Source organism: Vibrio gallaecicus, assembly GCF_024347495.1.
Taxonomy (GTDB): domain Bacteria; phylum Pseudomonadota; class Gammaproteobacteria; order Enterobacterales; family Vibrionaceae; genus Vibrio; species Vibrio gallaecicus.
The window spans coordinates 297323-310320 of sequence record NZ_AP025490.1; the positions used below are offsets into that span (position 1 = coordinate 297323).

Genomic DNA, 12998 nt, shown 5'->3' on the forward strand with positions numbered 1-12998 from the left:
GATTTTTAATAGTAGAAATAAATAATCATGACTCAAAAATTACCTTTAGCGCTATTTTTAATGGGCCCTACTGCATCAGGAAAGACTGACTTGGCTATCCGTTTACGCCAAAAGTTTCCAGTGGAAATCATTAGTGTAGATTCAGCGCTGATCTATAAAGGTATGGATATCGGTACGGCAAAGCCTGATGAAAGCGAACTTGCACAAGCGCCTCATCGGTTAATCGATATTCTAGATCCAAAAGAAGCCTACTCTGCGGCAGACTTTCGACGTGATGCTTTAAAGGAAATGAATGAAATAGTAGCTGCAGGGAAAATTCCGTTGCTAGTTGGCGGAACTATGCTGTACTACAAGGCTCTATTAGAAGGGCTATCACCACTTCCAGCCGCTGATAAAGATATTCGTCAACAAATAGAAGCTGAAGCGGCTGAGAAAGGCTGGGTTGCGCTGCACGAAGAATTAAAAAACATAGATCCAGTTGCGGGTGATCGAATTCACCCCAACGATCCGCAAAGATTATCAAGAGCATTGGAAGTTTACCGAATTTCAGGTAAAACTCTAACTGAGCTTACTCAAACAAAAGGTGAAAGCCTTCCTTTTCGTGTTAAGCAATTTGCGATAGCACCAAAGGAAAGATCTGAATTACACCGTCGTATCGAACTTCGTTTTGAAAAGATGGTTGAAGCAGGGTTTGAAGATGAAATGAAAGCGTTATACGCTAGAGAAGATCTTCACCCGGATCTCCCTTCTGTTCGATGCGTAGGTTATCGACAAATGTGGGATTATTTAGACGGGAACTGTGGTTTAGACGAAGCGATTTTTCGTGGTGTCTGCGCAACTCGTCAATTGGCCAAGCGACAAATAACCTGGCTACGTAGCTGGGACAATTTAACTTGGTTAGATAGTGAAAACATTGAACAAGCGTTAGAAACTCTATCAGATGCAATAGCGCATGATGAGTAATGCTGTGTATAATGTGATCGCTTTTTCGTGAATAAACTCTGGAAAGGATCCGTTATTGAGACTTTTAAACTTGCAGTCTTTCAATAACAACGGAGTTTTTTATTCATTTAGCTCAGAAGCAAAGGCCGCACCTTTGAGTGCACCACTAGCTAAATAATTACAACAAAATACAAATAAGGAAAATAAAATGGCTAAGGGGCAATCTTTACAAGACCCGTTTCTAAATGCACTCCGCCGAGAGCGTATTCCAGTGTCTATCTACCTTGTGAATGGTATCAAACTACAAGGTCAGATCGAGTCTTTTGATCAATTCGTGATCTTGCTGAAAAATACTGTAAACCAAATGGTATACAAGCATGCTATTTCTACTGTGGTACCTGCACGTGCAGTAAGCCACCACAGCGGCGAGCAACGTGCGCCATCTGATCGTCCAGAGAAATCTGAAGATTAATAGTATTAGTAATACAGCAATTGCTGTAATAAGGAGTTGGTTGCTTGTTTGACCGTTATGAATCCGGTGAGCGAGCGGTGCTTGTTCATATCAACTTCACGCAAGAAGGTGAGTGGGAAGATCTTAGCGAGTGTGAAATGCTGGTTTCTTCTGCAGGGGTTGAAACACTACAGGTAATTACTGGTAGTCGACAATCCCCGCTCCCTAAATACTATGTTGGTGAGGGTAAGGCCCAAGAAATTGCTCAAGCTGTCCAACTTACTGGCGCTGAAATTGTAATTTTTAACCATTCCCTCTCTCCTGCCCAAGAACGTAACCTTGAAGCTTTGTGTGAATGTCGAGTGATTGACCGTACTGGCTTGATCTTAGATATATTCGCTCAAAGAGCCCGAACCCATGAAGGTAAATTGCAAGTTGAGCTTGCTCAGCTTCGCCATATATCGACTCGATTGATTCGTGGTTGGACTCACCTAGAAAGACAAAAAGGTGGGATAGGCTTACGTGGTCCAGGAGAAACTCAACTAGAAACAGACCGCCGTTTGTTGCGTGATCGTATTAAAGCGATATTACGTCGTTTAGCTAAAGTGGCTAAGCAGCGTGAACAAGGTCGTCGTGCTCGAAATAGAGCCGAGATACCGACAATCTCTCTTGTGGGCTACACCAATGCCGGTAAATCGACGTTGTTTAATCGAATTACTTCAGCTGGTGTTTATGCTGCAGACCAATTATTTGCAACACTTGATCCTACTCTACGTAAGATCGAATTAGCCGATGTGGGCCCAGCTATCCTTGCAGACACTGTTGGGTTTATTCGACATTTGCCTCATGACTTGGTTGCAGCATTCAAGGCAACATTGCAAGAAACGCAAGAAGCTGACATTTTGTTACATGTTGTTGATGCCAGTGATGACCGTTTTCGTGAGAATATCCAGGCTGTTCATGATGTGCTAGAAGAAATTGATGCGCATGAAGTGCCGACATTAGTCGTCATGAATAAAATCGATCGCATGGACAATCAAAAACCACGCATTGAAAGAGATGACGAAGGCGTGCCTCGCACGGTTTGGGTCTCCGCAATGGATGGTTTGGGTACGGATTTACTATTTGAAGCGTTAACTGAGCGGTTAGCGAGTCAAATTGTTCAATACCAATTACGAATTCCACCTCAGTACCAAGGTAAAATTCGTAGTAAGTTCTTTCAGCTGAATTGTATTCAACGAGAAGAATATGACCAAGATGGTAACTTGTTGATTGATATTCGAATGCAACAAGTAGATTGGTCTAAACTCGAAAAAAGAGAAGGGGCACTCTTAGGTGACTTTATCGTTACTGAAGAGACTGCTAGAGTATAACGTCATATCAAATGATGGAGCTTTCTAATGGCGTGGAATGAGCCTGGAAATAACAACGGCAATAACGGCCGCGATAATGACCCTTGGGGTAAGAAAGATAATCGCGGTGGCCGAGATCAAGGACCGCCAGATTTAGACGAAGTATTTAATAAACTGAGTCAAAAGCTGGGTGGCAAGTTTGGTAAAAAAGGTGGTAATGGTCCATCAATTGGCGGTGGTGGTGCAATTGGCTTTGGTGTCATTGCAGTAATCGCTGTCGCAGTTTGGTTCTTCGCTGGTTTCTATACCGTTGGCGAAGCAGAAAGAGCTGTTGTTTTACGTTTAGGTCAATTTGATCGAATCGAAGAACCTGGTCTTAACTGGCACCCGCGTTTCATTGATGAAGTGAAAGCAGAGCAACTTGTAAACGTTCAAGCTATTCGTTCACTGCGTGCTTCGGGTACGATGCTGACGAAAGATGAAAACGTAGTCACAGTTGAAATGGGTGTTCAATACCGAGTTTCTGATCCATACAAATACCTATACCGAGTAACGAATGCTGACGATAGTTTGCGTCAAGCTACAGACTCTGCATTGCGTGCGGTAATTGGTGATTCTTTGATGGACAGTATCCTAACAAGTGGTCGTCAACAGATTCGTCAAAGCACTCAAGAAACGCTTAACCGCATTATTGATGGCTATGATATGGGTATTCTTATTGTTGATGTTAACTTCCAGTCAGCACGTCCACCTGAGCAAGTAAAAGATGCATTTGATGATGCGATTGCTGCTCGAGAGGATGAAGAGCGTTTTGAGCGTGAAGCTGAAGCTTACCGTAATGATATTCTTCCTAAAGCTACGGGTCGTGCTGAGCGTTTGAAGAAAGAAGCCGTAGGTTACTCTGAGCGCACAATTAATGGTGCACTAGGTCAAGTGGCTCAATTCGAGAAACTATTACCTGAATATCAAGCTGCACCTGAAGTAACACGAAACCGTATGTACTTAGATACGATGGAAAAAGTGTACTCAAGCACATCTAAAGTTCTGATTGATTCTGAATCGAGCGGTAATTTGCTATACCTACCAATCGATAAATTGGGTCAAGGCGGTTCGAAAGCAGTGAAAAGTCAAAAAGCACCATCGACTTATGACCAGATTGAACTTGAAACTCAAGCCGATCCTCAGTCTAGCTCTCAAACTCGTTCAGACAGCTCACGTCAAGGGAGATACTAATAATGCGTAAGTTAATGATCCCTGTATTGGTTGTAGCATTGGCTCTAATGCTGATGTCTGTATTTGTGATACCAGAAGGCGAGCGCGGCATCGTGATTCGTTTTGGTCGAGTACTGAAAGATAACAATGATATCTCTCGTATTCATGAACCTGGTTTACACTTCAAGCTACCTCTATTTGACCGTGTAAAAACTCTTGATGCGCGTATCCAAACAATGGATGGTCGTTCAGACCGTTTCGTAACATCTGAGAAAAAAGATGTAATCATCGATACTTACGTGAAGTGGCGTATTGAAGATTTCGGACAATATTACTTAGCAACTGGTGGTGGTAATGCTCTAACAGCTGAAGCACTACTTGAACGTAAAGTAACAGATGTTCTTCGTTCTGAAATTGGTTCTCGAGAAATTAAGCAGATTGTTTCTGGTCCTCGAAACAAAGATGTTTTGCCTGAAGCTGATGACACTGAAGTTGTAACGACTGAAGCTGCAAAAGAAGCGTTAGAAATTGATGGTGAGCGTGATCAAATCATGTCAGAAGTACTGGTTGGTACACGTGACTCTGCAATGAAAGATCTAGGTGTTGAGATCGTTGATTTCCGCATGAAGAAAATCAACCTTCCAGATAACATCAGTGACTCTATCTATAAACGTATGCGTGCAGAGCGTGAATCTGTTGCGCGTAAACACCGTTCTCAAGGTCGTGAAAAGGCTGAAGTTATCCGAGCTCAAGCTGAGCTAGAGGTAGCTACTGTTCTTGCTGAAGCTGATCGTACAGCTCGAGTAACACGTGGTGATGCTGATGCAGAAGCTGCAAAAATTTACTCTGATGTGTACAGCAAAGATCCTGAGTTCTACGGTTTCTTACGTTCACTTCAAGCATATGAAGCTTCATTTAGTGACAAGAGCGATATCCTAGTTCTTGATCCTAAAACGGACTTCTTCCAATACATGAATACGTCAAAAGGCGCTCAATAGTTATTGAGACCGATGACTTTATCTAAGCTAATTAGATTAGAAGTGTATTGATAATAAAAAGGCTCCTTAGGGAGCCTTTTTGCTTTTCAAATGTTATGAATTTTATAATTTACTTAGGAGCTTAGGTCTATTCGAAATTCAACGTTATGCAGTCATCACCGCAATCACTATTCCAGCAACGACTAAACACCCACCAATTCGTCTAAGTTGATTATCAGGCTGTTGGCTCAATTGAGCGACCATATTTCGCCAGCCATTCGGTGCAATTAAAGGTCCTAGACCTTCTACAATTAGAACCAGTCCTATCGCAAGCCAGATTGAATTTGACATCGTTTGTCCCTAGTGAGTGAAAATGTTCAATATATCAATGGTTTTTGTGATCATATCAGTATACCTGCCGCATTTTCTATGGGTAATAATCTGAGTTATGAACAAAAAATGACTGCAAATAGAGCGATTCGGTGCTAGAATCCATTTTTAATTAGCAACAGAAATTGGAAAGATGGGAAATAACGTAGTCGTTCTGGGCACCCAATGGGGTGACGAAGGTAAAGGTAAAATTGTTGACCTTTTAACTGAAGATGCAAAATACGTGGTTCGCTACCAAGGCGGTCACAATGCAGGTCACACTCTTGTCATTGACGGTGAAAAAACCGTTCTTCACTTAATTCCATCAGGCATTCTTCGCGATAACGTAAAATGTGTTATCGGTAACGGTGTAGTATTATCGCCTGACGCACTTCTAAAAGAAATGAAGCCTCTTGAAGATCGCGGCATTCCTGTTCGTGAACGTCTTTTCATTTCTGAAGCTTGTCCACTAATTCTTCCGTATCATATTGCTATCGACAACGCGCGTGAAATCGCTCGTGGCGCTAAAGCTATTGGTACAACGGGTCGTGGTATCGGTCCTGCTTACGAAGATAAAGTTGCTCGTCGCGGTCTACGCGTTGGTGACCTTTTCGATAAAGAAATGTTTGCAGTGAAACTGAAAGAAGTTATGGAATTCCACAACTTCCAACTAGAGCATTTCTACAAAGCTGAAACAGTAAGCTACGAAGAAGTTCTTGAGCAAGCGATGAGCTACGCAGATATGTTAACTGCGATGGTTATCGACGTAACTGACGAACTAGATGCAGCGCGTAAGCGCGGCGACAAGATCATGTTCGAAGGTGCTCAAGGTACGCTACTAGATATCGACCACGGTACTTACCCATACGTAACGTCTTCTAACACTACTGCTGGTGGTGTTGCTGCAGGTTCTGGTTTCGGTCCTCGTCACATTGGTTACATCCTTGGTATTACTAAGGCTTACTGTACTCGTGTTGGTTCAGGTCCATTCCCTACAGAGCTTTACGATGGCCTTGAAAAGCAAGACCCAGTAGGTAAACACTTAGGCGATGTTGGTCACGAGTTCGGTGCTACAACTGGTCGTCTACGTCGTACTGGCTGGTTTGATGCAGTTGCTATGCGTCGTGCAATCCAAATCAACTCTCTATCTGGTATGTGTCTAACTAAACTAGACGTTCTAGATGGTCTAGAAGAGCTAAAAATTTGTACTGGTTACAAGATGAAAGATGGTTCTGTTCTAGAAGTTTCTCCAATGGCTGCTGAGTCATTTGAAGAAGCAACGCCAATCTACGAAACAATGCCAGGTTGGAGCGAGAACACATTTGGTGCTAAGACTATTGATGCGCTTCCACAAGCTGCTCTAGATTACATCAAGCGTATTGAAGACCTAACTGGCGTTCCAATTGATATCGTATCAACGGGTCCAGATCGTAACGAAACTATCATCAAGGTTCACCCATACGGCGCGTAATGCCTTTGAGTGATTACCAAGCACTTTAATTTAGTGCTTTGATAATAAAATAGTTTTCTAAAAGCCGACTTTATTAAGTCGGTTTTTTTATATCTATGATTTATAGTTTTTATTATTGCTGATGATCTTTTGTACGCTATCTGGCAAAATATTGCCCATCATCGGCAAGTTTTGTCTAAAGCAAATATGTCAGTTGCCGATACAGTTATCATGGTAAGTGAAGTGCTATAAGTCTTTGCTGCATTAAAAGCAGTGAGTCTTGCGTTTCAAAGACAGATAAAAGAGTGCAGGTATGAAGCTACGAATTGTAGCAGCTTCATTAGTATTCGCGTTGAGCTCAACTTTCAGCTATGCAGATTTAGCTGATGTTGGAGAGCCAGTACCGATATACACTGAAGCTGAGTTGATTAATTTAATAGAACGCAATCAACATTTAGAGCGTGTAAAGGCGGATAAATGTCAGTTGGTTGAAGATATTGTTGCCCGTGCAACGCGTATTAGTTTGCCGTCTTATGAATTCTTATACGGTGACATGCTTGCGTGGGGAGTATGTGTTGAACAAGATGTAGAGCTTGGTCTCTATTATATGGAAAATTCAGCACACCAAGGTTTACCTGTGGCTCTAGAGCAACTCGGGCGCTATTACTCGAGAGGTACTTTAGTTCAGCAAGATAAAGAGCGAGCCATCCCTTACTTGCGCGAAGCTGCGGCTATGGGGAACCTTAAAGCCCGTATTCATTTAGCGGAATTGTTACTCCGTGATTACGGAAGCCCTCTCGATTATGAAGATGCTTATCGCTGGCTATATAACTCTGTGACTGCTGATCAAAGGCAGCATAAAAGAATTTCAGTTTTGCGAAATGGTTTAGAGCAAAGAATGCCTGATAACATCATTGCTCGAGCTAAACGCCGTGATGTCTTTTGGTAAAAGGCTGACATAAAGATGAACCTGCACTTTATCTTTATGACGTTTTAGACTGAAATCTGACTTAAACACCTCGCTTGTCGAGGTGTTTCTGTTTATATAAGGGAGCGAAAACTGTCTGTTGGGAAGTGTACTTATAACCTTCCAATTTTTATTTTTTAAATAGTGACGATAATTTTAAGTGGGATAAATTTGCCCTATTTAGAGTGATTTCCAAAGCATATCTGTAGGTTACCCCTAGCATCAGATATACTAGGGATATATACCTTCCTTGCTTAAGCAGGTCCGCCTATGTCAAAAAACACACCAATGTCAGAAAACACGACAGCGACAACCACTGTTGATCCTTTTGCCGACCGAGAGTCGAAAAATTACGAAAATCCAGTACCAAGCCGAGAGTTTATTATTTCGTTTCTAACAGAAGCGAATATTCCAATGAACCGTAACGATCTATTCGAAGCTCTGGGCCTTGCTGGAGAGGAACAATATGAAGGGCTGCGTCGTCGTTTACGTGCAATGGAACGTGATGGACAGCTTATCTTTACTCGTCGTCAGTGCTATGCATTACCAGAGAAGATGGAACTTATTAAAGGCTATGTGATTGGTCATAAAGACGGTCATGGTTGGGTTCGTCCTGATGGAAGCGTTGGTAAAGACAATGATATCGTGTTGCCGCATCATCAGATGAAAACCATCATGCACGGTGATTACGTATTGGCTCAGCCTACTGACAACAGTAAGCGTGGCCGTCGTGAAGGTCGTTTGGTTCGTGTTCTTGAAGAGCGTAAAACCCCACTTGTTGGTCGTTTCTTCTTAGAGTACGGTCATTCTTACGTGGTTGCTGATGATTCACGTATTAGTCATGATATTCAAATCCCTACTGAGCATAAAGGCGGTGCTCGAATGGGTAATGTGGTTGTGATTGAAATTACGGATCGTGGTGGTCGTTCTCGTAACATGATGGGTAAAGTGACCGAAGTTCTTGGTGAAAACATGGCACCGGGTATGGAAACGCAGATCGCGATCCGTACTCACCAAATCCCACAAGAGTGGCCTGAAGCGGTAGATAAGCAAATCGAAAATCTTGGTGAGCATGTTCCTGAAGAAGCAAAAGAAGGACGTGTTGATCTACGCAAACTGCCATTGGTTACGATTGATGGTGAAGATGCGCGTGACTTTGATGACGCGGTTTACTGTGAAGCGAAGAAAGGCGGTGGCTGGCGTCTATGGGTAGCGATCGCTGACGTAAGTTACTACGTTCGCCCAGATACGGCGCTAGACAAAGAAGCAATTAACCGTGGTAACTCGGTATACTTCCCGTCACAAGTTGTACCAATGCTACCAGAAGTACTTTCAAATGGTTTGTGTTCATTGAACCCTCAGGTAGACCGTTTATGTATGGTGTGTGAGATGACTATCTCAGACAAAGGTAAACTGTCGGGCTACAAGCACTACGAAGCGGTAATGAATTCTCATGCTCGTCTCACTTACAACAAAGTAGGCGCGATCTTAGATGGCAATGAAGAATTACGTGAGCGTTACGAACCAGAAGTACCACATCTTGAAGAGCTTCATAAGATGTACAAGGTGCTTAAGAAAACGCGTGACGAACGTGGTGCGATTGAATTTGAAACGGTAGAAACTAAGTTTATCTTCAATGCGGATCGTAAGATTGACCGTATTGAACCAGTAATTCGTAACGATGCACACAAGATCATCGAAGAATGTATGATTCTTGCGAATATCGCATCGGCATCTTACGTAGAAAAAGCCAAAGAGCCTGCGCTGTACCGTGTTCACGATACTCCGGGTGAAGAGCGCTTAATGGGCTTTAAGAGCTTCTTAAGTGAATTAGGTTTAACGCTGGAAGGTGGCTTGTCGCCATCTCCGGTAGATTATGCACAGCTGATGCAACAGATTAACGAACGTGAAGATCGTGAATTAATCCAAACTATGCTGCTGCGCTCAATGAAGCAAGCGGTATACAACGCGGATAACGCGGGTCACTTTGGTCTGGCTCTTAAACGCTATGCTCACTTTACCTCGCCAATTCGTCGTTACCCAGATTTGCTATTGCACCGTGCGATTAAGTACCTTATTGCTAAAGAAGAAGGTCGTAACAGCGAACGTTGGACGCCAACTGGTGGTTACCACTACACTTTCGATGATATGGATTTCTACGGCGAGCAGTGTTCAATGACTGAGCGTCGTGCTGATGATGCTACACGTGAAGTGAACGACTGGCTGAAATGTGAATACATGCAAGACCATGTCGGTGAAGTGATGGATGGCGTGATTGCCAACGTGACTGGCTTCGGTTTCTTTGTGCGTCTAACTGAACTGCACATCGATGGTCTAGTACATATTTCCGCACTAGCGAATGACTACTATCAGTTTGATGCTGTTGGTCAGCGTCTGGTTGGTGAAAGCTCAGGTAATATCTACCGCTTAGGTGATTCAGTTAAAGTGAAGGTGTCTGCGGTTAATTTAGAAACTCGCCAAATTGACTTTGATTTAGAAGACACTGTTCGTCAGCCACGTGGTAAAGGAAAAACTGCCAAAAAGCGTGCAGCAGAAGCAATGAAAAAGGCAAAAAGCAAGAAGCGTTCAGCGGTGAAGAGCAATAAGCCGGGCGTATCAGCGAAGCCTTTGGTTGAACCAACGAAGCGACCTGATGGCAGCAGCGAAAGCTCTGCTAAAAAGAAAAAACCAGCGAATAAAACTGGTGCTGCTAAGGCTCGTGCAAAGAAAAAACGTGCGGCAAGCCGTAAGCCAAAGGCTGATAAGTCTTAAGGCTTGGTGCTGATAAAGTTCAGCATCTAACTAATTAAATGCGAAATCACTTTAATGCGAGAGTATCAGGCGAAAGACGCATGCTCTCGAAATAAACAACACAGAGATGGATACATCGGTATTGATGATATTCATCTCTGAGCAATAAGAGTAACTTGAGACAATGAGTAACGAATTTATTTACGGTATTCACGCGGTGAAAGCCGTACTAGAGAAAGATCCAGCACGCTTTATTGAAGCTTATGTCCTTAAAGGACGCCAGGATGAGCGCTTACTTCCTCTATTGAACCAATTACAACAGTTTGGTGTTTCCATTCAGCAAATGGGTCGCAAAGTCTTAGATGACAAAGCTAGTGGTGCTAATCACCAAGGCTTGATTGCTAAAGTTAAGCCAGCTAAACAGCTTAATGAAACGCACCTAGATGATATCCTTGCGCAGCACGAACAGCCTCTACTATTGGTTCTAGACGGCGTGACAGACCCTCATAACCTAGGCGCTTGCTTACGTAATGCAGATGCCGCAGGTGTGGCCGCTGTTATCGTTCCTAAAGACCGTTCTTCGCCGTTAACGGCAACAGTAAGTAAGGTAGCGTGTGGTGCTGCTGAAACTGTTCCCTTAGTGCGTGTAACCAATCTCGCTCGTACTATGCGAGCTCTGCAAGAGCAAGGCGTATGGTTTGTGGGCACGGCTGGTGAAGCGACACATGATATTTACCAAGCTAAACTTTCTGGTCCATTAGCGATTGTAATGGGCGCTGAAGGTGATGGTATGCGTAGACTGACTCGTGAAACGTGTGATGACTTAATTAAGATCCCAATGGCGGGTAGCGTTTCAAGTTTGAACGTTTCTGTTGCATCAGGTATCTGCTTATTTGAAGCGGTTCGCCAACGCCTAGCCTAGCGTTTTTATTGAGTTCTTATTCGTGAATCCCTATTACTTGTAGTAGGGATTTTTATTGCGATAAGAGAACGAAAACGATACGCACTAAACTGTTTTATTTTTCGCCAAATATTGCTTGCTAATAACGAGCTCTTTCTATAATATTTGCCGTCCTTAAAACTCGGTCATTTTTCTTTAGTTCCTTGCTTCCCTTGGACGACCGAGCCTTTCGTGGAAGCTAATAATCCGTAAGGAGCAACCAAATGCGTCATTATGAAATCGTATTCATGGTTCACCCTGATCAAAGCGAGCAAGTAGCTGGCATGATCGAGCGTTACACTGGTTCAATCACTGAAGCTGGTGGTACTATCCACCGTCTAGAAGACTGGGGCCGCCGTCAAATGGCTTACCCAATCAACAAACTTCACAAAGCTCACTACGTTCTTATGAACGTTGAAGCTGGTCAAGAAGTGATGGACGAGCTAGAAACTGCTTTCCGTTTTAACGATGCAGTTCTACGTAACATGATCATGCGCACTAAAGGCGCTGTGACTGAGCAATCTATCATGCTTAAGCAAAAAGAAGAGCGTGCAGAGCGTGCTCCTCGTCGTGATGACCGTGAAGAACGTGCACCACGTCGTGAAGAAGAAGCTAAGCCAGAAGCTGCTGCTGAGTAATTATTTTTTGACCGTTTAGGTCATTAAATTTTATTCGACTCGTTTAGGTATTTTCACTATAAGCATTGGCTTAACTTAATTATAAGTTTGTGTGAATACCGCATTATTAAATTTAGATCAGGAGATAGCCCATGGCTCGTTTCTTCCGTCGTCGTAAATTCTGCCGTTTTACTGCAGAAGGCGTACAAGAGATTGACTACAAAGACGTAGCAACTCTAAAAAACTACATCACTGAAGCTGGTAAAATTGTACCTAGCCGTATCACTGGTACAAGTGCTAAATACCAACGTCAACTAGCTCGCGCTATCAAGCGTTCTCGTTACCTAGCTCTACTACCATACACTGACAAGCATCAGTAATCGGTAATAGTTAACAATAGTTTAAGAGGACTAAGATAATGCAAGTTATTCTACTTGATAAAATCGGTAACCTAGGTGGCCTTGGCGACCAAGTAAACGTTAAATCTGGTTACGCTCGTAACTTCCTTATCCCACAGGGTAAAGTAGTTATGGCAACTAAAGAAAACGTTGCTATGTTCGAAACTCGTCGTGCTGAACTAGAAGCTAAAGTTGCTGAGCAACTAGCTGCTGCAGAAGCTCGCGCAGAGACAGTTAACACTCTAGAAGGCGTTACAATCGCTTCTAAAGCTGGTGACGAAGGCAAACTATTCGGTTCTATCGGTACTCGTGACATCGCAGACGCTATTACAGCAGCTGGTGTTGCAGTAGTTAAGAGCGAAGTACGCCTACCTGAAGGCGCTTTACGTAACATCGGTGATTTCGAAGTAAGCATCCAACTTCACTCTGAAGTTTTTGCTACTGCGAAAATCTCTATCGTTGCTACTGCGTAATTTCAGTACGAGACGAATTCTTTCGTTTTGAAAGTTTTAAACACCAGCTTCGGCTGGTGTTTTTTTATGTCTAAAATATGAGGTATTCAAAGGTGTGGC

At 43.0% G+C, this 12998-nt stretch carries 13 protein-coding genes; 12 read left to right on the plus strand and 1 reads right to left on the minus strand.

Annotated elements, in window-relative coordinates; translation table 11 throughout:
* Positions 1-27 precede the first annotated feature (27 nt).
* From miaA to hflC, 5 genes are all read left to right on the plus strand, one after another.
* Positions 28-963 carry a tRNA (adenosine(37)-N6)-dimethylallyltransferase MiaA gene (gene miaA, locus OCU78_RS01380; protein WP_137374084.1) on the plus strand — a complete coding sequence of 312 codons (936 nt, stop codon included), beginning with the start codon at positions 28-30 and terminating at the stop codon, positions 961-963.
* 187 nt (positions 964-1150) lie between these two features.
* On the plus strand, positions 1151-1414 hold the full coding sequence (gene hfq / locus OCU78_RS01385; RefSeq protein ID WP_137374085.1) for an RNA chaperone Hfq: 264 nt from the start codon (positions 1151-1153) through the stop codon (positions 1412-1414).
* Positions 1415-1458: 44 nt separating this feature from the next.
* A complete protein-coding gene (gene hflX / locus OCU78_RS01390; protein WP_137374086.1) occupies positions 1459-2766 on the plus strand; it encodes a ribosome rescue GTPase HflX in 1308 nt (435 codons plus the stop codon).
* Between the two features lie 27 nt (positions 2767-2793).
* Positions 2794-3978 (plus strand): FtsH protease activity modulator HflK, encoded by a 1185-nt coding sequence (gene hflK, locus OCU78_RS01395; protein WP_137374087.1) that lies wholly within the window; start codon positions 2794-2796, stop codon positions 3976-3978.
* A gap of 2 nt (positions 3979-3980) precedes the next feature.
* On the plus strand, positions 3981-4955 hold the full coding sequence (hflC, locus tag OCU78_RS01400) for a protease modulator HflC (protein WP_137374088.1): 975 nt from the start codon (positions 3981-3983) through the stop codon (positions 4953-4955).
* Between the two features lie 144 nt (positions 4956-5099).
* Here the strand turns inward: hflC and OCU78_RS01405 are convergent, their stop codons facing one another.
* A complete protein-coding gene (locus OCU78_RS01405) occupies positions 5100-5285 on the minus strand; it encodes a DUF2065 domain-containing protein (RefSeq protein WP_137374089.1) in 186 nt (61 codons plus the stop codon).
* A 172-nt stretch (positions 5286-5457) separates the two neighbouring features.
* Here OCU78_RS01405 and OCU78_RS01410 point away from each other — a divergent pair, with 172 nt between their 5' ends.
* From OCU78_RS01410 to rplI, 7 genes are all read left to right on the plus strand, one after another.
* The gene (locus OCU78_RS01410) at positions 5458-6774 is read left to right on the plus strand and encodes an adenylosuccinate synthase (RefSeq protein WP_137374090.1); all 1317 of its coding nucleotides are present in this window, start codon (positions 5458-5460) and stop codon (positions 6772-6774) included.
* 292 nt (positions 6775-7066) lie between these two features.
* The gene (gene motX / locus OCU78_RS01415) at positions 7067-7702 is read left to right on the plus strand and encodes a flagellar protein MotX (protein ID WP_137374091.1); all 636 of its coding nucleotides are present in this window, start codon (positions 7067-7069) and stop codon (positions 7700-7702) included.
* 288 nt (positions 7703-7990) lie between these two features.
* Positions 7991-10492, plus strand: a complete 2502-nt coding sequence (gene rnr, locus OCU78_RS01420) for a ribonuclease R (protein ID WP_137374092.1) — start codon at positions 7991-7993, stop codon at positions 10490-10492.
* 163 nt (positions 10493-10655) lie between these two features.
* On the plus strand, positions 10656-11393 hold the full coding sequence (rlmB, locus tag OCU78_RS01425; protein WP_137374093.1) for a 23S rRNA (guanosine(2251)-2'-O)-methyltransferase RlmB: 738 nt from the start codon (positions 10656-10658) through the stop codon (positions 11391-11393).
* A gap of 242 nt (positions 11394-11635) precedes the next feature.
* Positions 11636-12049 carry a 30S ribosomal protein S6 gene (rpsF, locus tag OCU78_RS01430; protein ID WP_004735855.1) on the plus strand — a complete coding sequence of 138 codons (414 nt, stop codon included), beginning with the start codon at positions 11636-11638 and terminating at the stop codon, positions 12047-12049.
* Between the two features lie 131 nt (positions 12050-12180).
* Positions 12181-12408: a 30S ribosomal protein S18 gene (gene rpsR / locus OCU78_RS01435; protein ID WP_000090472.1), complete on the plus strand. Its 228-nt coding sequence runs from the start codon at positions 12181-12183 to the stop codon at positions 12406-12408.
* 38 nt (positions 12409-12446) lie between these two features.
* Complete coding sequence (rplI, locus tag OCU78_RS01440; RefSeq protein ID WP_137374094.1) at positions 12447-12899, plus strand: 50S ribosomal protein L9; 453 nt, start codon at positions 12447-12449, stop codon at positions 12897-12899.
* The last annotated feature ends 99 nt before the right edge of the window (positions 12900-12998 follow it).

Coding starts and splice junctions, on each gene's coding strand:
- hflK (WP_137374087.1), top strand. CDS start 2,794: ATGGCGTGGAATGAGCCTGGAAATAACAACGGCAATAACGGCCGCGAT.
- rplI (WP_137374094.1), top strand. CDS start 12,447: ATGCAAGTTATTCTACTTGATAAAATCGGTAACCTAGGTGGCCTTGGC.
- rnr (WP_137374092.1), top strand. CDS start 7,991: ATGTCAAAAAACACACCAATGTCAGAAAACACGACAGCGACAACCACT.
- motX (WP_137374091.1), top strand. CDS start 7,067: ATGAAGCTACGAATTGTAGCAGCTTCATTAGTATTCGCGTTGAGCTCA.
- OCU78_RS01410 (WP_137374090.1), top strand. CDS start 5,458: ATGGGAAATAACGTAGTCGTTCTGGGCACCCAATGGGGTGACGAAGGT.
- OCU78_RS01405 (WP_137374089.1), bottom strand. CDS start 5,285: ATGTCAAATTCAATCTGGCTTGCGATAGGACTGGTTCTAATTGTAGAA.
- rlmB (WP_137374093.1), top strand. CDS start 10,656: ATGAGTAACGAATTTATTTACGGTATTCACGCGGTGAAAGCCGTACTA.
- hfq (WP_137374085.1), top strand. CDS start 1,151: ATGGCTAAGGGGCAATCTTTACAAGACCCGTTTCTAAATGCACTCCGC.
- miaA (WP_137374084.1), top strand. CDS start 28: ATGACTCAAAAATTACCTTTAGCGCTATTTTTAATGGGCCCTACTGCA.
- rpsR (WP_000090472.1), top strand. CDS start 12,181: ATGGCTCGTTTCTTCCGTCGTCGTAAATTCTGCCGTTTTACTGCAGAA.
- hflC (WP_137374088.1), top strand. CDS start 3,981: ATGCGTAAGTTAATGATCCCTGTATTGGTTGTAGCATTGGCTCTAATG.
- rpsF (WP_004735855.1), top strand. CDS start 11,636: ATGCGTCATTATGAAATCGTATTCATGGTTCACCCTGATCAAAGCGAG.